The following is a 22647-nucleotide window of genomic DNA, read 5'->3' as shown; positions in this document are numbered from 1 at the left end:
CATGACCCTCACCATCGACGCGCTCAACGCGGCCACGCCGCAGGAGGCGGTCACGCTGCTCGAAGGCACCTACGAGCATTCGCCGTGGGTCGCTCAACGCGCACTCGCCGCCGCGCCGTTCCGCTCGCTGCAGCACCTCAAGCATGCGATGGCGCGTGCGGTGAACGACGCGACGCCCGACGAGCAGCTCGCGCTCATCTGCGCCCACCCCGAGCTCGCGGGCAAGGCCATGACCAGCCAGACGCTGACGGCCGAGTCGACCCACGAGCAGCGCAAGGCCGGCCTGACCGACTGCACGCCCGAAGAGCTGGCGACCATTGCGCAGCTCAACTTCGCGTACCGCGAGAAGTTCGGCTTTCCTTTCATCCTGGCGGTGCGCGGGCCGCGCGGTACGGGCCTGCGCAAGCAGGAGATCATCGACACCTTCACGCGCCGGCTCGACCACCATCCGGACTTCGAGCGTGCCGAGTCGCTGCGCAACATCCACCGCATTGCCGAAATCCGCCTGAACGACAAGTTCGGCATGCAGCCCACCCTGGGCAAGGACGTGTGGGACTGGCATGAGCAACTGGCCGTGCACAGCGACCCGGGCTTCCAGGAGAAAGGGCAGCTCACCGTCACCTACCTCACCGATGCACACCGCGCCTGCGCCGCGCAGATTGCCGCGCTGATGCGCGAGGTCGGTTTCGATACCGTCGAGATCGATGCGGTCGGCAACGTGGTCGGCCGCTATGAAGCGGCCACGCCCGGTGCGCGCGCCCTGCTCACCGGCTCACACTACGACACGGTGCGCAACGGCGGCAAGTACGACGGCCGGCTCGGCATCTTCGTGCCCATTGCCTGCGTGCGTGAACTCAAGCGGCAAGGCCGCCGCCTGCCCTTCGCCTTCGAGGTCGTCGGCTTTGCGGAAGAAGAAGGCCAGCGCTACAAGGCGACCTTCCTGGGCTCGGGCGCACTCATCGGCCACTTCAATCCCATGTGGCTCGAGCAGAAGGACGCCGACGGCGTCACCATGCGCCAGGCCATGCAGCACGCCGGCCTGCGCGAGGCGGACATTCCGGCGATCCAGCGCGATCCGGCCCGCTACCTGGGCTTCGTCGAGGTGCACATCGAACAGGGGCCCGTGCTCAACGAGCTCGACATTCCGCTGGGGATCGTCACGTCCATCAACGGCGGTGTGCGCTATGTCTGCGAAGCGATCGGCATGGCCAGCCACGCCGGCACCACGCCGATGGACCGCCGCCGCGACGCCGCGGCCGGCGTGGCCGAACTCATGCTCTATGTCGAGCAGCGTGCCGCCCGCGACGGCGACTCGGTCGGCACCGTCGGCATGCTCGAAGTGCCGGGTGGTTCCATCAACGTGGTGCCCGGCCGCTGCAAGTTCAGCCTGGACCTGCGAGCGCCAACCGACGCGCAGCGCGATGCCATGGTCGATGACGTGACGGCCGCGTTGCGCGACATCATGCAGCGCCGGGGGCTGGGCTTCAGCATGGAACTGGCCATGAAGGCCGCCGCCGCGCCGAGCGCGCCCGACTGGCAGCAACGCTGGGAACGGGCGGTCGACGCGCTGGGGCTGCCGCTTTTCCGCATGCCCAGCGGCGCCGGCCACGACGCCATGAAGCTGCACGAGGTCATGCCGCAAGCCATGCTCTTCGTGCGTGGCCTGAATGCCGGCATCAGCCACAACCCGCTCGAATCGAGCACCAACGACGACATCCAGCTGGCGGTGCAAGCCTTCCAGCACCTGCTCGACAACCTCGCGACCGAAGCACAGATTCCCCCGACCCCATGACCGACTACGCCCCACTCGACGCCTGGATCGACGCCCACTTCGACGACGAAGTGAAATTCCTGCAGCAACTGGTGCGCGTGCCCACCGACACGCCACCGGGCAACAACGCGCCGCATGCCGAACGCACGGCCGAGCTGTTGAAGGACTTCGGCTTCGACGCCGAGCAGCACCCGGTGCCCGCGCAGGAGGTCAAGGACTACGGCCTCGAATCGATCACCAACCTGATCGTGCGCCGGCGCTACGGCAACGGCCTGACCATCGCGCTGAACGCGCATGGCGACGTCGTGCCGCCCGGTGAAGGCTGGACCCATGATCCCTACGGCGGCGAGATCGAGGACGGCAAGCTCTATGCGCGCGCGGCCGCCGTGAGCAAAAGCGACTTCGCGAGCTTCACCTTCGCGTTGCGCGCGCTGGAAGCGGTCGCACGACCGACCCAGGGCAGCGTCGAGCTTCACTTCACCTACGACGAGGAATTCGGCGGCCTGCTCGGCCCCGGTTGGCTGCTGCAGAAGGGCCTGACCAAGCCCGACCTGATGATCGCCGCCGGCTTCAGCTACGAAGTGGTCACCGCGCACAACGGCTGCCTGCAGATGGAAGTCACGGTGCACGGCAAGATGGCACACGCGGCCATTCCGTCGACCGGCGTCGACGCGCTGCAGGGGGCGGTGCACATCCTGAACGCACTCTACGCACAGAACGCGCTCTACAAACAACAGACTTCGGCGGTCGATGGCATCGACCATCCCTACCTCAACGTGGGCCGCATTGAAGGCGGCACCAACACCAACGTGGTGCCCGGCAAGGTGGTCTTCAAGCTGGACCGCCGGATGATTCCCGAAGAGAACCCGGCAGAGGTCGAAACATCGATTCGCCAGGTGATTGCCGACGCCGCAGCGAGCTTCGCAGGCATCACGGTCGATATCAAGCGCCTGCTGCTGGCCAATTCGATGCGCCCGCTGGCAGGCAACCAGCCCCTGGTCGAGGCGATCCAGAAGCATGGCCAGGCGCTCTTCGGCGAGCCGATCAAGGCGATGGGCACACCGCTCTACACCGACGTGCGCCTCTACGGCGAAGCCGGCATTCCGGGCGTGATCTACGGTGCCGGCCCGCGCACCGTGCTGGAGTCGCACGCCAAGCGCAGCGACGAACGCCTGGTGCTCGAAGACCTGCGCCGCGCCACCAAGGTGATCGCGCGAACGCTGGCGGACCTGCTGGCCTGATCTCCTGCCGCTCCTGCGTCCAGCGCGCCCCCTCAGAACCGCCAGCCGGTCGCTAGCCACAAACGTGGATTGCGGTCAGGTGCGGTCAAGGGAGCCTGGCCGTCGCGCCAGGCGATGGTCGCCTGTCCGTAGAACTCCTTCCACCGGCCCTGCAGCCCGAAGCCATAGCCGCGCAGCGTCTCGCGATTGCGGCCGGTGGCGTAAGCGTCGTGGCTGAAACGGGCGCCGCCCGCGTCGTAGAAGACGCTGGCCTGCAAGCCCGGCACGATGCTTCGGCGCAGTTCCACGTTCAGCAACCAGCCGTCGTCGCCCACACCCTCGCCCTGCGGATAGGCGCGCACGCCGTAGGCGCCGCCCGTCACGAATTTCTCGGACGAGTCCAGGTTCTTGTGTGCCACCTGACCGGAGGCCTGCACCGCCAGCGTGAAGTCGCCCGGCAGGCTTTGCAGCCGGCTGGCGGCCAGTTGCAGCTTGCCATAGCCGCCGGCGGCGCGGGGGCCTGCGGCATCGATGGCCTCCGCCGCGGGCGTCTGGATGTCCAGCTGGCCCCCGGTGCCGGCGATTCGCCACGTGTTGTAACCGCCGCCGCCCAGCGAGTCGGCAAGGTCGCCATAGGCTTCCAGCGTTGCGACGCGGGCCTGCTTGTCGGTCTGCGAGGAGATCAGCCCCACCCGGTCGCGCAGCGCGCGGTATTCCAGCGAGCCCGCGAACCAGACGTTCTGGTTGATGCCGCGCAGCAGCGGGTAGCTGGCGTAGGCGCTGGCGGTGCGGGCGGTGCCGTTGGCGTCGAGATTGGCGAATTCGCGGCCGAGTTCATAGCGGGTGCTGCTGAGCGCCAGGCCGCCGCGCAGGCCGTTGCCCGACAGCGGCATGTCGTAGGCGGCACGGCCGGACAGCAGGTCCTGGTTGGAGCCGGTGCCGCGGAGGTCGAGCCGGTCGCCCGCATGATTGAGGTTGTTGAAGGTGAGGTGCGCGTTGGCACGGTTCTGCCCGGTGAAGCGGTTGCCGTAGTTGTCGACGGAGAAATCGCCTTCGATGCTCTTGCCGGGCTCGGCATGGATGACCAGATCGGAAGTGCCGACTTTCTCCCCAGGCTTCAAGTCGCCATTGACGTTGCCGACACCGGGCAGGTCGGCCAGCAGCAGCAGCGTGCGGTCCATGCGGTCGGCCACGATGGGCTGGTCCTGCATGGACTGCGCATCGACCACGCGGGACATTGCGTCATCGCGCACGGTACTGCGGTTGTCCAGCCGATAGGAGGCCATGGAACTTTCGAGCACCGCGATGGTGACCACACCGTCGGTCAACTGCTGGGCGGGCACGAAGGCACGCGCGACGATGAAGCCGCGCTGGCGGTAGAACTGCGTGATGCGCTGGGCCGCCTGGCGCAGGCCGCCGAGCGTGGTTTCGCCGCCTTCGAGCGGTGCGACCAAGGCATGCAGCGTGGCCTCGTCGATCTGCTGCATGCCCTGCAGGCGGATCTCGCGGACGTGGAAACGCAGGCCGGTGTCCGCGCTGGTGTCGGCATCGGCCGGCAGCGCGAGCGTGATATTGCCGCGTGGCGCGTTCTCGAGCGACGGGCGCAGGTCGCGCAGCACCTGCCCGGCGTCGGGCGGCGCAATGCCCTGGGCCAGCGCTGGCAGCGCAGGGAAGGCGGCCAGCAGGGCCAGGATGCTCAGGTTGAGCCGGCTGCGGCTGCTGCCAGCCTCGGTGATGGAAATGCTCATGGACGGTTTGATCTCGAATTCGGGGTGAAGAGGACGGCCGCGCACTTCGCGCGGCGTCGGTTTACTGGGAGGCGTCCCTGTCGGAGCCTCGCACGCCGGCCGGCAGGCGGATGCCGCCGTCGGCCACGCTGAAGGTGCGGCGCTGTATCAGGTTCTCGGCGCTGTTGGAGCTGACCGCTGTGACTTCGCTGCGGCGCGCGGTGCCCTGGCGCGGCGGGCTGGCATCGCCCCCCTCGCCTATCGTTCTCTCGGCCTGCGCGCCGGAGGCTTGCGACTGCGCGGCCGCCTCGGGCAGCGGCGCGGCGCTGTTCAGGGAAAGTTGCACGTCGCTGGCCTGCGGTGCGATTGCCAGGGCCGCCGTGACGGCATTGCTGACCGCCGCCCGGTAGCCGGATGAGGTGGTCGTCGCGTCCTGCACCAGCCCGACCGCGCCGCTCACCGGTCCCACATAGGGCAGGTAGTTGGCAAGCAGCGTCTGACCGGAGGCCTGATAGTCGCCCGCGCCGAGCGTGGTCGAAACCAGCTTGTCGGAGCCCACCTTACCGTCGGCATAGAGGCCGGTGGCGTGGGTGATGCTGATCGCGTCGCCGCCGACCAGGCCGGCAATGACGTAGTTGCCCGAACTCAGCGTGGCGGTGTTGTTGCCGTCCTCGGACTTGGCGACCGGGCCCTGCAGCGCCACGGCGAGCTGGCGCGGCGCAACGGTGGCGGTGGTGCTGGCCGTGCTGTCGGCGCGGTAGTTGCCAGCGTCGCTGCCGCCCAGCGTGATGCCGGTGACCGCGACGGCCTTGTCCGTGCCCGCATTGCCATTGGCCAGGGTGGCCGCGCCCGCGACCGTCACGGTGTCGCCCGCGATGATGCCGACCGGCGTCAGGCTCACGCCCACCGCCGTCGTGCTGTCGTAGACCTTGCCGGCGCTGCTGGCGGTCACGGCGATGGCCTTGGCAGCGATGTCGGCTGTGGTGCTTGCACCGGTGTTTGCCAGCATGTAGTTGCCCGCGTCGGTGCCGCTGGCGGCGATGTTGGCGATGCTGACCGTCTTGCCCGTGCCGACATTCTTGTCGGCATAGCTGGCGGTGCCGCTGAAGTTCACCGTGTCGCCCGCGATAACCCCCGCGCTCGCCAGGTTGGCGGTCGCGGCGGTGGTGCCGTCGTAGGTCTTGCCGATGCCAGTGGCGTCAACGTTGATCGTCTTGGCCGCGACGTCGGCGGTGGTGGCCGCTGTCGTGTTGAAGGTGTAGTTGCCCGCGTCCGCGCCGCTGGAAGCGATGCCCGCGACCGTCACCGCCTTGCCGGTGCCGACGTTCTTGTCGGCGAGCGTGGCGGTGCCGCTGAAACTCACCGCATCGTTGCCGATCACGCCGTTGCCCGCCAGCGTGGCCGTGGCGGCGGTGGTGCCGTCGTAGGTCTTGCCGAGGCCGGTCGCGGTTACGGTGATGACCTTGGCGGCGATGTCCGCCGTGGTGCTCGCGCCGGTGGTCGCCAGCACATAGTTTTCCGCGTCCGCGCCGCTCTTGGCGATGCCGGCGATGTTGACCGTCTTGCCCATGCCGGCGTTCTTGTCCGCATAGCTGGCGGTGCCGCTGAAGTTCACCACGTCGTTGCCGACGACGCCGCTGCTCGCGAGGGTGGCCGTGGCGGCGGTGGTGCCGTCATAAGTCTTGCCGACGCCAGTTGCAGCGACGGTGATGGCCTTGACCGCGATGTCGGCCGTGGTTGTGGCCGTCGTGCCGGACAACAGGTAGTTGCCCGCGTCTGCGCCGCTCTTGGAGATGCCGGCAACATTGACCGCCTTGCCCGTGCCGGCGTTCTTGTCGGCATAGCTGGCGGTACCGTCGAAGTTCACCACGTCGTTGCCGACAACGCCGCTGCTCGCCAGGGTGGCCGCGGCGGCCGTCGTGCCGTCGTAGGTCTTGCCGACACCGGTCGCGGCGACGGTGATGGCCTTGGCCGCGATGTCGGCGCTGGTGGCGGCCGTCGTACCGGTGAGCAGGTAGTTGCCCGCGTCCGCGCCGCTCTTGGAGATGTCGGCGACATTCACCGTCTTGCCCGTACCGGCGTTCTTGTCGGCATAGCTGGCCGAGCCGCTGAAGTTCACCGTGTCGCCGACCACAACGCCCGCGCTCGCCAAGTCGGCGCTCGCGGCGGTGGTGCCATCGTAGGTCTTGCCGACACCGCTTGCGGCGACGGTGATGGCCTTGGCGGCGATATCGGCGGTCGTCGCGGCCGTGGTGCCGGTGAGCAGGTAGTTGCCCGCGTCCCCACCGCTCTTGGAGATACCGGCGATGTTGACCGTCTTGCCCGTGCCGACATTCTTGTCGGTATAGCTGGCAGTGCCGCTGAAGTTCACCGCGTCGCCGGCCACCACGCCCGCGCTCGCCAGGTTGGCGTTCGCTGCGGTGGTGCCGTCGTAGGTCTTGCCTACGCCGGTGGCGGCGACGGTGATGGTCTTGGCCGTCACGGCGGCGGTGGTGGCCGCCGTCGTGTTGAAGGTGTAGTTGCCCGCATCCGCGCCGTCGGCAGAGATGTTGGCCACACTGACCGCCTTGCCGGTGCCGACGTTCTTGTCGGCGAGCGTGGCGGTGCCGCTGAAACTCACCGCGTCGTTGCCGATCACGCCGTTGCTGGCCAGCGTGGCCGTGGCGGCGGTGGTGCCGTCGTAGGTCTTGCCGAGGCCGGTCGCGGTTACGGTGATGACCTTGGCGGCGATGTCCGCCGTGGTCGCGGCCGTGGTGCCGGACAACAGGTAGTTGCCCGCGTCCGCGCCGCTCTTGCCGATGTTGGTCACGTTCAACGCCTTGGCGGTGCCGGCGTTCTTGTCGGCGAAGCTGGCGCTGCCGCCAAAGCTCACCGTGTCGCCCGCGACCACGCCAGCGCTCGACAGCGTGGCCGTGGCCGAGGTGCCGCCGTCGTAGGTCTTGCCCACACCCGTGGCCGCAACCGTGATGGTCCTGGCGACGATGCTTGCGGTGGTGGCGGCGCTGCTGGAGGACACGGTGTAGTTGAGCGCGTCGGCGCCGCTTGCACCGATGCCAGTCACGCTCACGGCCTTGTTGGCGCCGACGTTCTTGTCGGCATAGCTGGCGTTGCCGCTGAAACTCACCACGTCGTTGCCGATCACGCCGGTGCTGGCCAGGGTGGCCGTCGCCCCGGTCGTGCCGTCATAGGTCTTGCCGACGCCGGTTGCGGTCACCGTGATGGCCTTGGCCGAGATGTCGGCGGTGGTCGTGGCGGTGGCGTTGGCGATGCTGTAGTTGCCCGAATCGGTGCCGGCGGCGGTCATGTCGGCAACGGTCACGGTCTTGCCGGTGCTGGCGTTTTTGTCGGCGAAGGTCGCGTTGCCGGAGAAATTCACCACGTCGTTGCCGACGATGCCTGCGCTCGCCAGCGTGGCGGCGGCCGAGGTCGAACCGTCGTAGGTCTTGTTCACCCCGGTGGCGGTGACCGCGATCGTCTTGGCCACGATGTCGCCGGCAAGCGTCTGACCGGCCAGGCTGTAGTTCGACGCCAGGCCGGCGTTGTTGTCCGTGCCGTTGGCCAGCGTGTAGGCCGTCGTCACGTTCTTGGCGGTGCCCGCGTTCTTGTCGGCGAAGGTGCCGCTGCCGGACACGCCCAATGTCTCACTGCCGACCAGACCGTTGAGGTTGCCCGCCACGATGGTGGCCGAGGTGCCGCCGTCGTACGTCTTGGCGACGACGCTGCTGCCGGCGATCGTCAGTGCCTTGGGCGTGATGCTGGCCTGCAGGCCTGTGGGTTGCGAGGCGAGGTAGTTGCCGCCGTCAGTGCCGCCAATGGCGTAGCCGCCGACCGTCACGGCGATGTTGCCGCCGGCATTGGCGCTAGCGAAGGAGCCAGTGCCCGTGCCGGAGACGGTCACAAAATCGCCCGGGAGCGCCGCCGAGGCCGACGCCATGCCGGTGATGGTTGCGACGGTGGTGCCGTCGTAGGCCTTGTTGCTCACAGCGATGCCGCTCAGCGCCAGCGCGCGCGGTGTCACGGTCAGGCTCTGCGCGAAGGGCGCGTAGGTGTAGCCCAGGCTGTCGGTGAGCGTTCCGTTGAGCGTGTATGCGTAGTTGCCCGCCTGGCGCAAGCCCGCGCCGGAGAGCGTTCCGGCCGAGGCCAGCGTGAGCGCCTGGCTGCCGCCAAAGGACGACAGCGTGTCGCCGTCGATCAGCCCGTGGTAGTTGCCGGCCGTCAGTGCGGTCGACGGATCCGCGCTGCCGTAGACCACGCTGGTGGCGTTCGGAACCACGCTGACGACCGGCGCGATGGCGTACAGGAACCAGTTGCCGGTGCTGCTGGCATATGCGGGCGTGGCCCCTGCTGTATAGGTCTGGTTGTAGTGCTTGCTGTAGCCCGTCATGCCCTCGGTGCTGAGGGAAGGATCGCTGGCGTAGACAAAATAGCGCCCGCCCGAGCCTGGCACGATGCCGGTCGCGCCCTTGTTGTTGGTGAAGTTGCCGCCTGCGGCCAGCACGATGTCGCTGGCGTTGGTGGTGACGACCGAGCCGGTGTTGGCGATGGTCAGGTTCGACGTGGCGCCGCGCGCTTCCATGGTGACGGGGCCGGAAGCCCGCACCGTGCCGTTGAGCACCAGGTTGCTGGACGCCGTACTGACCGACGCGAACGCGGTCGTCGCGCCCGTGGCATTGAGGCTCAGCGCCTTGCCCGCGCCGCCGCCGTCTGCAGTGGTGTCAATGCTGAGGGCGTAGGAGCCGTTGAGCGCCAACGCGCCGAGTGATAGCGCACCGGCATCGTTGCTGCCGCCCGCACGGTCGGTGCTGATGGTGTAGGCCGCGCCGGCCGTACCAGTGAGTGCGATGCCAGCCGCGCTGCGCAGGTCGATGTCGCCGCCGTTGGTCGACAGCCCGACAGTGCTGGAGACAACGCCACCCGCGTAGGTCTGGGTGCCCTCGGTGGCCACCGCGGCTGAGAGGTTGATGGCGCCATGGGTGCCGCTGCCGCCGCGCGCGGTGTTGATGTTCAAGCCGCCCAGGTAATGGCCGCCGCCATTGCCCGCGCCCTGTCCCAGACTCACCGCACCGCCGCTACCGGACGAAGACGTCGTGTCGATGGCGAGCAGCGCGCCCGTCACCGAGCCCGCCAGTGCGCCCGACATCGTCACGCTGCCCGAGTTGCCGCTGTTGCTGCTGTTGGTGTCGATGACGACGCTCGCGGCGCCGATGCGTATCGCGCTGCCGTTCAGCCCGATGGCCGCGTTGGTCGTGGTGAGGTTGTCGGTCAACGTGATGGCGCCGCCGGTGTAGCTCTGCGAGCCGGCGCCCGTGCCGTTGTAGCTGGCGTTGCTGGTGCTCACCGCGCCCAGCGTGATGTCGCCGGCCGTGCCGCCCGTGCCTGCGGTGGCGGTGACGGTCATCGCGCCGGCAAGCAGGGTCCGGCCCAGGTCATGGCGGGTGGCCAGGTTGACGCTGCCGCCGTTGCCTGCGGTGGCGGTGGTGCTGGCATCGAACTTCAGCGCGCCATAGCTGGCGTTGCTTGAGAACTCCCCTCCACCGAAAGTGATGTTGCCGGCCGAGCCGGTGTTGCCCTGCTCGGTATCGATGGTCTGGCCATACAGGCTGGCCAGGTAGTTCAGGCCGGTCGAGGCGAAGCTGCCCTTGAGCAGGATGCTGCTGGCGCTGGCGTTGTTGTTGCTGTAGCTGCCGATGGAAACACTGCCGTCGTTGCTGACGCCAGCCGCTGTGGGGGCGGCGCCGCCGGCATTGAGCGTCAGGCCGGCCAGGAAGGCGCCCGCCCGCGAATCGACGTTGCTCGAGAAACCGATGTTGCCGCCGATGTTGTCGATCGAGCTCGAATCCACCGTCAGCGTGTTCTGCCCGCCGGTGGAAGAGACGGTGTAGCTCGGCGTGGACGAATCGGTGCCGATGTTGATGTTTCCGCCAGCGCCCAGACGGCCGACGTTGCTGTCGACCCGCACGGATTTCATCAGATCCACGCCGCGCGAGCCAGAAAGGCTGATGTCACCGCCGTCTGTGCGCACGTCGCCGTTGAGCTTGAGCAGCTGGCCGGTGCTCAGCGAGTAAGAGCCGGTCGTGAGCGCGTTGCCATCGGTCTCGATATTGCGTTCGTAGGCGCTGAGCGAGAAATTGCGGTTGTTGGCGGAGACTGCCACCTTGGTGGGGTCAACCAGCACCAGACTGCCTGAATCGCTGAAGTTGATGTCGTCGGCACCGGCCAGGTCGATCGCGATGGTCTGCGCGGCGCTCGCCGAGCCAAGGTTGAGCTGGATCGACTTGAAGTGGTTCTGCGTGAGCTCGTGGATGTTCACGTTGCCCTGCTGCGTTGAGACCGACAGGGTGTTGCCGGCAGCGCCGACCCCCTGGGCGATCTGGATGTCCTTGCCACCATCGCCAATCGTGGTGACACCCGGGGTGACATCGTTTTGCACGTTGAAGGACACGTCGCCCGCCGTGATCTGAGCCACCGGCGCGCTGGCGTTATAGGTGTTCTGCGCCGCGATGGTGCCCGTGGCGTTGGACCTGGGGATCACGACTGAATAGCTGCCGGCGCCGAGATTGACCGAGTTGTCGTCGAACACGAAGCCGCCGCTGGTGGCGGTCATCCCCAGGTAGCGCGGGTTCGTCGGGCTGCGCGTGGTGTCGATGCCGGTCGTAGCGAAGAAGGTGCTGCCGTCGGTCGCACCGCCGCTGAGGGTGGGCAGCACCACATTGCCGCCATCCGTCGAGTAGTCGATGTGGTCGCCGCCCGAAAACAGAATGTGGTGCGAACCTGCGTCTTTGACGTTGCTGAGGTTGATGTAGTTGAACGAATCGTCCACGACCTTCAGGTAGGTTGATCCGCCGGTATTGCTGACTGTGAGACTGCTGTAGTTGTAATAGGGCAGGTTGTATCCGGGCGTGGTGGCCAGCTCGATCGGATGGGACTGCGCGCCCACGTCGGCGCCAGTCAGGCGGATATCGGCCGAAACGATGTCGGCAACGCCGTTGCCAGCGGCCGCGCCCTTGAGCGTCGTGGCCGATGCGGAGAAGTAGCCGTCGCCGGTCTTCACCGCGTTGTCGGCGAACGTGAGGGTGTTGCCTGCAACCTCCACGCTGGTCGCGCGACCGCTGCCAACGGTGTTGATATCACCGGTGTTCAATGCGGTCACACCGTTGGCATCGTTCTGCACCAGGATGTGGCCCGTGCCGTCGTGGCCGTTGCCGCCGAAGTCGCCCAGGATACGGATGTCCTGCGTGGCCGAGGCCTGCGAGCCGACGTTGACCGCAACCGTCGCGAACGACTGGTACGCACCCACCTCGTTCACGTAGGAACTGCCCGTGCTGTTGCTTACCGTGAGCCGACCGTAGCCATCGTAGGCGCCAGCAGTGCCGATTTTGATCGGGTTGGCGCTGCTGCCCACGCTGCCGGCCTGCAGCGAGGTATCGACCTGCGTGCGGATGTCTGCGGTGGTCGCGCTGGTGTTGGTGCTGTCGATGGCGGCGGCCGCCAAGTGGATGGCGATGCCGCGCTGCGAGCCGGTGGTGGGGGCGGTGGTGTAGTAGGCCGAGTTGCTGCCGTCGCTACGAATGCTGCCTGCGGCCAGGGAAATGCTGCCGTTGACCCGGGCGTCGAGCATGCCGCCGTTGGTCTCGATGAAGCTGCCGGCCGTCATCGTGAGGTTGTTGCCCTGGGCCGAGACGGTTTCTGCCGTGCCCGTGCCAGACAGGGCGCCGACGTAGACGTTGCCGCCGTGCGTGGTGATGCTGCCGGTGGCGCCGAAGTTGACCGAACCGGAGTTGCCGGGCGTGAGCACCACATTCAGCCGATTGTTCGGCGTCGTGCTGCTGTTGGTGATCGCGGCGTTGACGTTGATGTCGTTGGCCGCCTGCAGGGTCAGCGTCGGGCCAACGAAGTAGTTGTTGTTGCTCACCGTGATCGGCGCGGCGACGGTGATGTTGCCCGCCGACGTGCCCGAGCTGCCAGTGGTGATGGTGACATTGGTGCCGGCGTTGAGCGAGCTGGCGATAGAACTCGCCAGGATGGTCGAATCGGCCGTGGGCGAATAGTTGGCAGCGTAGGCCGTGCCAGCCGCGCCTGACGAGGCGATGGTCACGTTGTACGGGTCCAGCAGCCACGCGCCGCCAAGACCGGCGAGCGCCGTGCTGTCCACGCGGCCGAGCGCCTGCAGCAGGTCGTGCGAAGACGTCTCGACCTTGCCGCCGTTGCCGCCCGATGCACCGCCACGCGCGGCGATGCTGCCGGAGAAGGCGGTGTAGTCCTGCGACCAAAGCACGGCGGTTCCGCCGTTGCCGCGCTGTCTGGCGCTGACGTCGATCGTCGCGCCGGGCGCCATGGCGACCTTCGACGCGTTCGCCAGATCCGCGTCCTTGCCCTGCCAACCGCCGCCCACACGCACCATGCCGCCGCCGGTGGCACCGGACGCGTCGATGGCAGCCGTACCCTCTAGAGCCACCTCGCGGCCGGTGATGCCGACCACGCCGCCGGCGCCGCTCGCTGAAGACACGTCGATGCGACCGGAAACCCCAACCTGGCCCACGGCCGCATCACCGCGCAGTTCAACCACGCCATTGCGGCCCTCGGCGCTCTGTGCCTCGATGATGCCGGTGTGGTTGACCACCGCGCGGGACAGCGCGTCGACCGCGTCGGCCGTCAGTGCAATGCGTCCGCCCGCGGCCTGAATCAGGCCCTGGTTGGCCGCCAGGCCGTCGAGCGTGCCGCGTTCGACCGTGAAGCCGGTGAGACCAGCGCCGTCGATGCGCAGCGAGACGGCGTCGGCCGCGGCCATGCGCACGTCGCCGCCGGGTGCCTGGATGGTGCCGCCGTTGACGACCTGCGCGCCGATCAACGCCACGTAGCCACCGCTCTGCGCCGCCAGTGTGCCCTGGTTCACCACGCGGCCAGTGCCGCTGCCGCTGAAGGCAAATCGGCCGTTCATGAAATCGGTGGTGGCAATGTCGCGCGTAGAGGCGACCAGGCCGGCCGTACTCACCTGAGCGCCCTGCGCGAACACGACGCCGTTGGGATTGACCAGGAACACCTGCCCGTTGGCCTGCATGGTGCCGAGAATCTGCGTCGGGTCCTGCCCGACCACGCGGTTCAGCACGATGGAGGCGCTGGACGGCTGGGCGAAAGTCACGCTGTTGCCCGCGCCGATGCTAAAGCCCTTCCAGTCGATGACCGCCTTGTCGCTGGCCTGCCGGATGGTCATGGCCGAACCGACTTGTCCGATGAAGGCACTGCCGGCGGTCACCGTCCCGCCTGTCGGTAACGCACCGTCGGCATACGCCGAGCCCGCCAGCGTTGTCAGGACGGCAGCGGCGATCGCCGTCGCGCCGCGTTTGCCACGAGCTCGGGAGCCCTCCGGCGCGGGCACCCACGCCTGCGATTGTTCATTCCAGACCAGTGAGAATGCGCGATTGAACGAGCCGTGACGGAAGGTGGACATTGCATTTGTAACAAAATAGGACAGATGCAAGTGTGAACGTACGTCCCATTTTCGAAGCCGCGATGTGAGGGCCTTTACCGTCCTTGCTTCGCATGCCGTACCGTTCGAAGTGTCGACCTGATTCAGGCAGGCGTCGCACCCGTCAGCAAGTCCCGAAAGGCCGCTGCCGCTGGCGACAGCGAGTTGCCTGGCGTGCGCAGCAGCACCAGCGTGCGTGCCAGTTGAGGCCGCCCGATGGGTCTCACCTCCAGCCCGTGCCACTGTGCCAGCGGCCGCAGCGCCATCGTGACCACGGCGATGCCCAGTCCTTCGCGCGCGAGGCCGATCATCGTCCAGGGCAAGGCGATCTCGAAGGCGTAGTCGAGTGCGATGCCGCGATCGGCGAGCTTTTCGTCGAGCAGGCGACGCACCGGATTGCCCGGTAGGTAGCCGATGATCGATTCGCGCGCCAACTGCGCCCATTCCAGCGATCGCCGAGCGCTCAGCGCATGCCCGGGCGGCAACACGGCGACGAACTGGTCGGTGAACAGCGCAGTGGCCGTCAGGTCGATGCGGGCGTCGGTCTGCGTGGCAATGCCCAGATCGGCGGCGCCGGTGCGCACCAGGGTGTGCACCTCGTGCTCGGGCACGTCGTGCAGCACCACGCGCACGCCCGGATGGCTTTCGCGGAAGGCCCGGATCACGGGCGGCAGCAACAGCGCGCATTGCGCGTTGGGCGCCGCAACGGTGACACGCCCACGCGTGAACTGCGCGAAGTCGCGGGCGTCCGACAGCAGATGCTCCCAGTCAGCCAGCAGGCGCCGCGCGGCGGGCAACAGTGCGACCCCGGTGTCCGTGAGGCTGCAGGCCCGCGTGTGGCGATCGAACAGCCGGGCACCCAGTTGCTTTTCGAGCTTGACCAGCGCCGCGCTCAACGAAGACTGCGAGATGCCCAGACGCTCTGCCGCCCGCGTGAAATGACTGCTTTCGGCCAGGGTGACGAACACCTGCAGCTCGCTCAGATTTGGTTTCATCGTGAAAGACGATTGATTTATTGAATTGTGCGTCTTTTCTGATGGAAGCCGAACCTCTATTCTTGCGGCCGTCGCACGCCCGGCGTGCCCGCACTTTCGGCCAGGAGTCGTTCATGAGTTCTTCAGCTTCCGACGCAGTTCACCCCGTGGACCAGCGCCTTCCCATCGGCAAGCTCGGCGCGCTGGGGTTGCAGCATGTGCTGGTGATGTATGCGGGTGCGGTGGCCGTGCCGCTGATCGTCGGGCGCGCACTCAAGCTGAGCCCCAGCGAAGTGGCACTGCTCATTTCGGCCGACCTTTTCTGCTGTGGCATTGCCACGCTGATCCAGTCGCTGGGCGCGACGCAGTGGTTCGGCATCAGGCTGCCGGTGATGATGGGCGTGACCTTTGCGTCGGTGGCCCCCATGGTGGCCATTGCCAACGCGAATCCCGGCGTGGCGGGGGCGCAGTTGCTGTTCGGCGCCATCATCGGCGCTGGCGTCGTTTCGATTCTGATTGCGCCGCTGGTCAGCCGCCTGCTGCGCTTCTTCCCGCCCGTGGTCACGGGCACGATCATCGCGGTCATCGGCATCAGCCTGATGCGCGTGGGCATCAACTGGATCTTCGGCAATCCGTTCGGTCCGACGGCCCCCTCCATCGTCGACCCTGCCTACGTCAAATGGCTGGCCGACGTCACCTCGCCCGGGAGCGCCATTCCGGCCGTGCCCAAGGGCTTTGCCATCATGCCCACGGTGCCCAACCCGAAGTACGCCGACCTCACGGGCTTCGGCGTCGCTGCCGTGGTGCTGGTGTCCATCCTGCTGATCGTGAAGTACGCGCGCGGCTTCATTGCCAACATCTCGGTGCTGCTGGGCATCGCCATCGGCGCGGTGGTGGCCACGGCCCTGGGCATCATGACCTTCGAGAAGGTGGGCAAGGCACCGTGGTTCGACATCGTCATGCCCTTTCACTTCGGCATGCCGCTGTTCGACCCGGTGTTGATCCTGACCATGACGCTGATCATGATCGTGGTGATGATCGAGTCGACGGGCATGTTCCTCGCCCTGGGCGAGATGACCGGGCGCAAGGTCTCGCAGCAGGACCTCGCCAAGGGCCTGCGCACCGACGGCCTGGGCACGCTGATTGGCGGCATCTTCAACACCTTCCCGTACACCAGCTTCTCGCAGAACGTGGGCCTGGTGGCGGTGACGGGCGTAAGGAGCCGCTACGTGTGCGTGGCGGGCGGCGTGATCCTGATCGTGCTGGGCCTGTTGCCCAAGATGGCGGCGCTGATCGAGTCGCTGCCCACGGTGGTGCTCGGCGGGGCGGGCATCGTGATGTTCGGCATGGTGGCCGCCACCGGCATCCGCATCCTCTCGGGTGTGGACTTCAAGACCAACCGCCACAACGCGATGATCGTCGCGGTGTCGATCGGCATCGGCATGATTCCTCTGATCGCACCCAACTTCAAGCAATGGATGCCGCACGCGCTGCATTCGCTGATCGAGTCCGGCATCCTGCTGGCATCGATCACGGCGGTGCTGCTCAACCTGTTCTTGAACGGCGCCCGCCAGGACGATGCCGCGGTGATCGCTGCGGCCCGGCAGGCCGAGGCGCACTGAGCGTCAGGCCGCGGGAATACCCGCAAGGCAACGCGCCCGATCTTGTCTACATTTCTTGCATGCAAGACTCCTCATTTCTTGCATGCATAAAAAAAACACAAGATACTGGAAAGCCGTCCGATGCGCCGTTTTGCCACCTCCCTCTTCGGTCAGGTCGTCCTTGCACTCGTGCTGGGCGTGGCCGCAGGGCTTTTCTTTCCGGAGTTGGCCGTCAAGCTCAAGCCGCTGGGCGACGCGTTCATCAAGCTGATCAAGATGATCATTCCGGTGCTGGTGTTCTGCGTGGTGGTGCACGGGATCGCCGGCGCCGGCGACCTGCGGCGCGTGGGGCGGGTGGGCATCAAGGCGCTGATCTACTTCGAGGTGCTCACCACGGTCGCGCTGGTGATGGGCCTGGTCCTCGCCTTCGTCTTCAAGCCGGGCGTTGGCATGAACGTCGACCCGGCCCAGCTGGACGCCAGCGCCATGAGCGGCTATGTCGACAACGCCAGCAAGCTCACCGGTGGGGGTACGGTCGAGTTCCTCATGAAGCTCATCCCGACCAACATCGTCAGTGCGTTCGCCACCGGCGACGTGCTCCAGGTGCTGCTGATCGCCGTGCTCTTCGGCTGCGCCCTGTCGCTGCTGGGTGAACGCGGCCGGCCGGTGGCGGCGGTGGTGGATGCGCTGTCGCTGGTGCTGTTCAAGATCATGGGCATCCTCATCAAGCTGGCGCCGCTGGGTGTGCTCGGCGCGATCGCCTTCACGGTGGGACGCTACGGCATCGGCTCGCTCAAGCAACTGGGCATGCTGGTGGCACTGTATTACGGGGCGGTGCTGGCGTTCGTCTTCGTGGTGCTGGGTCTGGTGATGCGGCTGTCGGGCTTCAGCCTGATCAAGCTGCTGCGCTATCTGCGCGAGGAATTGGCCATCGTCTTCGCAACCACCTCATCGGACAGCGTGCTGCCGCAGGTCATGGCCAAATTGCGCCGCATGGGCATCCGCGACTCGACGGTGGGCCTGGTGATTCCCACCGGCTACTCCTTCAACCTCGATGCCTTCTCGATCTACATCACGCTGGCGGCCGTGTTCATCGCGCAGGCGACCAACACGCCCATCGGCATGGCCGACCTGCTGACCATCCTGGCGATCGCGCTGGTGACTTCCAAGGGCGCCCATGGGGTGCCAGGCTCGGCCATCGTGGTGCTGGCGGCCACGCTGCACGCCATCCCGGCGATCCCGGCCATCGGCCTGGTGCTGGTGCTGTCGGTCGACTGGTTCATGGGCATCGCGCGCGCGCTGGGCAACCTGGTGGGCAATTGCGTGGCCACGGTGGCAATCGCTGCCTGGGAAGGCGACATCGACCGCGAGCGCGCCCATGCGGTGCTCGACGGGCGCGCCTTGCCGCACGATGACGTCGAGGACGCGCCCGAGGCCCAGCACGCATGAGCGTGGCCAGGCCACCCGACATCAGCCCGACCCGGATCGCCGAGCGCGTGGTGGAGTCCATCCTCGCGCAGAAGCTCGCGCCAGGCGAGCGGCTGGGCGAACAGGCGCTGGCCGACCATTTCGGGGTGAGCCGCACCATGGTGCGCGAGGCCCTCATGCAGTTGCAGGCGCGCGGCTTCGTGGAAGTGCAGTCCAAGCGCGGGTGGTACGTGGTGAAGCCCTCGGCAGCGCAGGCACGCGACGCCTTCGCTGCCCGCCGCATCGTCGAGGCCGGCATCCTCGAGGATGCGGGCCGGCCGCTGCAGGCGGTCATCGGTGCGCTACGGCGCCACGTGGCCGATGAGCAAAGCGCCGTCGATGGCGCAGACGCCGCCACCCGCGCCTTCCTGCTGGCGGACTTTCACGTGTGCCTGGCCGAACGCATGGGCCACCGCCTGCTCGCCGACGTGCTGCGGGACCTGACGGCGCGCACCACGCTGGCCGCCACGCTCTACCAGTCGCGCCACGCAGCCGACCGGTCGTGCGCGGAACACGCAGCCATCGTGACTGCGCTGGAGGCCGGCGACCACGGCCTGGCCCGCACGTTGATGATCGCGCACATCGGCAACGTGGAGCAGGCGCTCGACATCGCAGACGCGGCGGCGCCCGACCGGCGTGAACGATTGCGCACAACGCTGGCTCCATTGGCAGCGCGGCGCGGCGGCTGACAGGAGCCGGGAATCCGGTCGGCTACATTTCCGGTCACCATGAATTCACCTCAAGTCCAGCGCGGCGCATTTCTCCTGATGCTGCTGACCGTCACCTGCGCCTTCATCTGGATCCTGCTGCCGTTCTTCGGCGCAGTGATGTGGGGCGTTGCGCTGGCAATCCTGTTCACGCCGCTCTACAAGCGGCTGCTGCGCAGGATGCCGGGCCGTCGCAACCTGGCCGCCCTCGCCACACTGACGATCTGCCTGGTGATCGTGATCCTGCCGCTGGCGGCGGTGACGGTGTCGCTGATCCAGGAGGTGGTGCTGGTCACGCAGAACATCCGTTCCGGCCAGTTGAATTTCGCCAGCTACTTCCAGCAGATCCTCGATGCCACGCCACGCTGGATCATCAGCCTGCTCGACCGCTTCAACCTGGGGAACATGGCCGCCTGGCAGGCACGCATCTCGGACGTGGCCACCCAAGGCAGCCAGGTGGTGGCAAGCCAGGCGCTGACGATCGGCCAGAACACCTTCAATTTCGTCGTCAGCTTCTTCGTGATGCTGTACCTGCTGTACTTCGTCATGCGCGACGGTGGTGCGCTGTCCAAGACGGTGCGCGACGCGTTGCCCTTCGCCAAGCCGCACACGCATTACCTGCTCAACAAGTTCACCACGGTGATCCGCGCGACCATCAAGGGCAACGTGGCCGTGGCGGTGGCGCAAGGCACCATCGGCGGATTGGCCTTCTGGTTCCTGGGCGTGCAGGGCGCCCTGCTGTGGGCGGTGCTGATGGCCTTCCTGTCGCTGCTGCCGGCGGTGGGGGCTGCGATCATCTGGGGACCGGTGGCCATCTATTTCCTGGCGACCGGGCAATGGGTGCAGGGCGGTGTCCTGATCTTCGTCGGCGTGTTCGTGATCGGCCTGGTCGACAACATCCTGCGCCCGCTGCTGGTGGGCAAGGACACCCAGATGCCCGACTACATCGTGCTGATGTCCACCATCGGGGGCATGGCGATCTTCGGTATCAACGGTTTCGTGCTCGGCCCGGTGATCGCCGCGCTCTTCATGGCCGCCTGGAGCCTGTTCTCCGCTTCGAACGACGAAGACGGCAACGCGCCACCGGTGCCCTGAGCGCCGCCCTCCCCGAAGGTGGCGAACCTCGGGGAGATCGCGCATCCATGCAACTTCGGTATTTGCCACAAGGCCGAAGCCCTGTGCTTTGGGGTAGCCTTCCCAGGTCGCAAAGAACCACAGGAGCGCCATGTCCACACCCCTCTCCCCCGCTGAAGAAGCGTTGCGCGATGCCGCACGCGAATACCACCGCAGCCCCGTCAAGGGCAAGATCTCGATCACGCCGACCAAGCCACTGCTCAACCAGCGCGACCTGTCGCTGGCCTACTCTCCGGGCGTGGCCTATCCCTGCCTGGACATCGCCGCCGACCCGGCACTGGCCGCTGAATACACCTCGCGGGGGAACCTCGTTGGCGTCGTGACCAATGGCACCGCCGTGCTGGGCCTGGGCAACATCGGCCCGCTGGCCTCCAAGCCGGTGATGGAGGGCAAGGGCTGCCTGTTCAAGAAGTTCGCGGGCATCGATGTGTTCGACATCGAGCTGGCCGAGAACGACCCCGACAAGCTGGTGGACATCATCGCGGCACTGGAGCCGACGCTCGGCGGCATCAACCTCGAAGACATCAAGGCGCCCGAGTGCTTCTACATCGAGAAGAAGCTGCGCGAGCGCATGAACATTCCGGTGTTCCACGACGACCAGCACGGCACCGCCATCATCTCGGCCGCAGCGCTGCTCAACGGCCTCGAGCTGGTCGGCAAGAAGATCGAGGACGTCAAGATCGCCGTCTCAGGTGCGGGCGCCGCCGCGCTGGCCTGCCTGGACGTGATGGTCGGCCTGGGCGCCAAGCCGCAGAACATCCATGCCGTCGACTCCAAGGGCCTGATCTACATGGGGCGCGCCGGCGGCTTCGACGAATCGAAGGCACGCTACGCGCAAAAGGACACCGGCGCGCGCACGCTCGCCGACGTGGTGCAGCAGGCCGACGTGTTCCTCGGCTGCTCGGCGCCGGGCGTGCTGACGGCCGACATGGTCAAGAGCATGGGCACGCAGCCGATCATCCTGGCGCTGGCCAACCCGGAACCCGAGATCCGCCCGGAACTCGCCAAGGCCGTTCGGCCCGACTGCATCATCGCCACCGGCCGCTCGGACTACCCGAACCAGGTCAACAACGTGCTGTGCTTCCCGTACATCTTCCGCGGCGCACTCGACTGCGGCGCGACCAAGATCACGGAAGAAATGAAGCTCGCCTGCGTGCGCGAGATCGCCGACCTGACCAAGGCCGACATCAGCGAGGAGGTGGCCACCGCCTACGCCGGCCAGGAACTGGTGTTCGGCCCCGAGTACCTCATTCCCAAGCCTTTCGACTCACGCCTGATCCTGCGCATTGCGCCCGCCGTCGCCAAGGCGGCCGCGGCGTCAGGCGTTGCCACGCGGCCGATCGAAGACCTCGAGGCCTACCGGCAACACCTCACCCAGTTCGTCTACCAGACGGGCATGTTCATGCGTCCGGTGTTCTCCGCAGCCAAGGCCGCCACCGCCAAACGCGTGGCCTATGCCGAGGGCGAAGATGACCGCGTGCTGCGCGCGGCACAGACCGCCGTCGACGAAGGCCTGGCGCAGCCGATCCTGATCGGGCGGCCGGGCGTGATCGCCTCGCGCATCCAGAAGGCCGGCCTGCGTATCCGCATTGGCGTGGACGTCGACTGCGTCGATCCGGAAGACGACCCGCGTTTTCGCACGTACTGGGAAAGCTACCAGCAGCTCATGGGCCGCCGCGGCATCACGCCGGAGGCGGCCAAGGCGATGGTGCGCCGCTCCAACACCACCATCGCCTCGCTCATGGTGCATCTGGGCGACGCCGACGCCATGCTTTGCGGCCTGGTCGGCCGCTTCGACAGCCATCTGAAGATCCTGCGCGAAGTGCTGGGCGTCAAGCGCGGCTCGCCGGGTTTCGCCACCATGAATGCGCTGACGCTGGAGAAGTTCACGCTCTTCATTGCCGACACCAGCGTGCATGAAGACCCGAGCGCTGAAACGCTCGCCAGCATCGCCATGATGGCGGCCGAAGAGGTGCGCCGCTTCGGCCTGCCGCCCAAGGTGGCATTCCTGTCGCATTCGAACTTCGGCTCGTCCGAGCGCGGATCGGCGCGCAAGATGCGCCTGGCGCGCGACCTCTTCGCCAAGATGGCACCGGACGTCGAATGCGACGGCGAGATGCACGGCGACGCGGCGCTTTCCGAAGACGTGCGCCGCCATGTGTTGCCCGACTCCACCCTCACCGGCCAGGCCAACCTGTTGATCTGCCCGAACCTGGACGCGGCGAACATCCTGTTCAACGTGCTCAAGATGACCGGCGCCAACGGCGTCACGGTCGGCCCGGTGCTCCTGGGTGCCGCGCATTCCGCGCACATCCTCACGGCGTCGGCCACCGTGCGCCGCGTGGTCAACATGACGGCCTTGGCGGTCGCGCAGGCCTCAATCCAGAAATAGTGCACGCACGCTGAAAACGCCCCATCGAGGTGCAATCGATGGGGCGTTTTGCCTTGCTTTTGCCATGTGCGTGCTCGGTGACAGCCGAGCATTGCGCCATGCACTTGTTTGGAGCCTTCTGCGGATTCGCACCAATGGCGTGCGGGCATCGATATTGCTTGAATGGAAGACATTTCCTTACCGAGACG

Annotated in this window: 10 protein-coding genes; 7 read left to right on the top strand and 3 right to left on the bottom strand. The window is 67.1% G+C overall.

What is annotated here, in order from left to right; translation table 11 throughout:
- Position 1 precedes the first annotated feature (1 nt).
- Positions 2–1792: a 2-oxo-4-hydroxy-4-carboxy-5-ureidoimidazoline decarboxylase gene (gene uraD, locus J2W36_RS01285; RefSeq protein WP_307687846.1), complete on the top strand. Its 1791-nt coding sequence runs from the start codon at positions 2–4 to the stop codon at positions 1790–1792.
- Complete coding sequence (locus tag J2W36_RS01280; protein WP_307687845.1) at positions 1789–3012, top strand: M20 family metallopeptidase; 1224 nt, start codon at positions 1789–1791, stop codon at positions 3010–3012. Before uraD ends, J2W36_RS01280 begins: the two co-directional genes overlap by 4 nt.
- Positions 3013–3044: 32 nt before the next feature.
- Here J2W36_RS01280 and J2W36_RS01275 read toward each other — a convergent pair whose 3' ends face one another.
- From J2W36_RS01275 to J2W36_RS01265, 3 genes are all read right to left on the bottom strand, one after another.
- A complete protein-coding gene (locus J2W36_RS01275) occupies positions 3045–4739 on the bottom strand; it encodes a ShlB/FhaC/HecB family hemolysin secretion/activation protein (protein ID WP_307687844.1) in 1695 nt (564 codons plus the stop codon).
- Positions 4740–4800: 61 nt separating this feature from the next.
- Complete coding sequence (locus J2W36_RS01270) at positions 4801–14166, bottom strand: YDG domain-containing protein (RefSeq protein WP_307687843.1); 9366 nt, start codon at positions 14164–14166, stop codon at positions 4801–4803.
- Positions 14167–14288: 122 nt separating this feature from the next.
- The gene (locus J2W36_RS01265) at positions 14289–15179 is read right to left on the bottom strand and encodes a LysR family transcriptional regulator (protein ID WP_307687842.1); all 891 of its coding nucleotides are present in this window, start codon (positions 15177–15179) and stop codon (positions 14289–14291) included.
- A gap of 113 nt (positions 15180–15292) precedes the next feature.
- On the opposite strand from J2W36_RS01265, the gene J2W36_RS01260 reads away from it, so the two are divergent.
- The 5 genes from J2W36_RS01260 to J2W36_RS01240 all read left to right on the top strand — a co-directional run bounded on the left by J2W36_RS01260 (position 15293) and on the right by J2W36_RS01240 (position 22459).
- Positions 15293–16780 (top strand): nucleobase:cation symporter-2 family protein, encoded by a 1488-nt coding sequence (locus J2W36_RS01260; protein WP_307687841.1) that lies wholly within the window; start codon positions 15293–15295, stop codon positions 16778–16780.
- 120 nt (positions 16781–16900) lie between these two features.
- Positions 16901–18208, top strand: a complete 1308-nt coding sequence (locus J2W36_RS01255) for a C4-dicarboxylate transporter DctA (RefSeq protein ID WP_307687840.1) — start codon at positions 16901–16903, stop codon at positions 18206–18208.
- Positions 18205–18915 (top strand): GntR family transcriptional regulator, encoded by a 711-nt coding sequence (locus tag J2W36_RS01250; RefSeq protein ID WP_307687839.1) that lies wholly within the window; start codon positions 18205–18207, stop codon positions 18913–18915. The genes J2W36_RS01255 and J2W36_RS01250 overlap by 4 nt, the downstream gene beginning before the upstream one ends.
- A 39-nt stretch (positions 18916–18954) precedes the next feature.
- Positions 18955–20028 (top strand): AI-2E family transporter, encoded by a 1074-nt coding sequence (locus J2W36_RS01245; RefSeq protein WP_307687838.1) that lies wholly within the window; start codon positions 18955–18957, stop codon positions 20026–20028.
- 130 nt (positions 20029–20158) lie between these two features.
- Complete coding sequence (locus J2W36_RS01240) at positions 20159–22459, top strand: NADP-dependent malic enzyme (protein WP_307687837.1); 2301 nt, start codon at positions 20159–20161, stop codon at positions 22457–22459.
- The last annotated feature ends 188 nt before the right edge of the window (positions 22460–22647 follow it).

Source organism: Variovorax ginsengisoli, from assembly GCF_030811835.1.
Taxonomy (GTDB): domain Bacteria; phylum Pseudomonadota; class Gammaproteobacteria; order Burkholderiales; family Burkholderiaceae_C; genus Variovorax; species Variovorax ginsengisoli_C.
The sequence above is the reverse complement of the archived record's forward strand: the minus strand, read 5'-3'. Positions and strand labels throughout refer to the sequence as shown.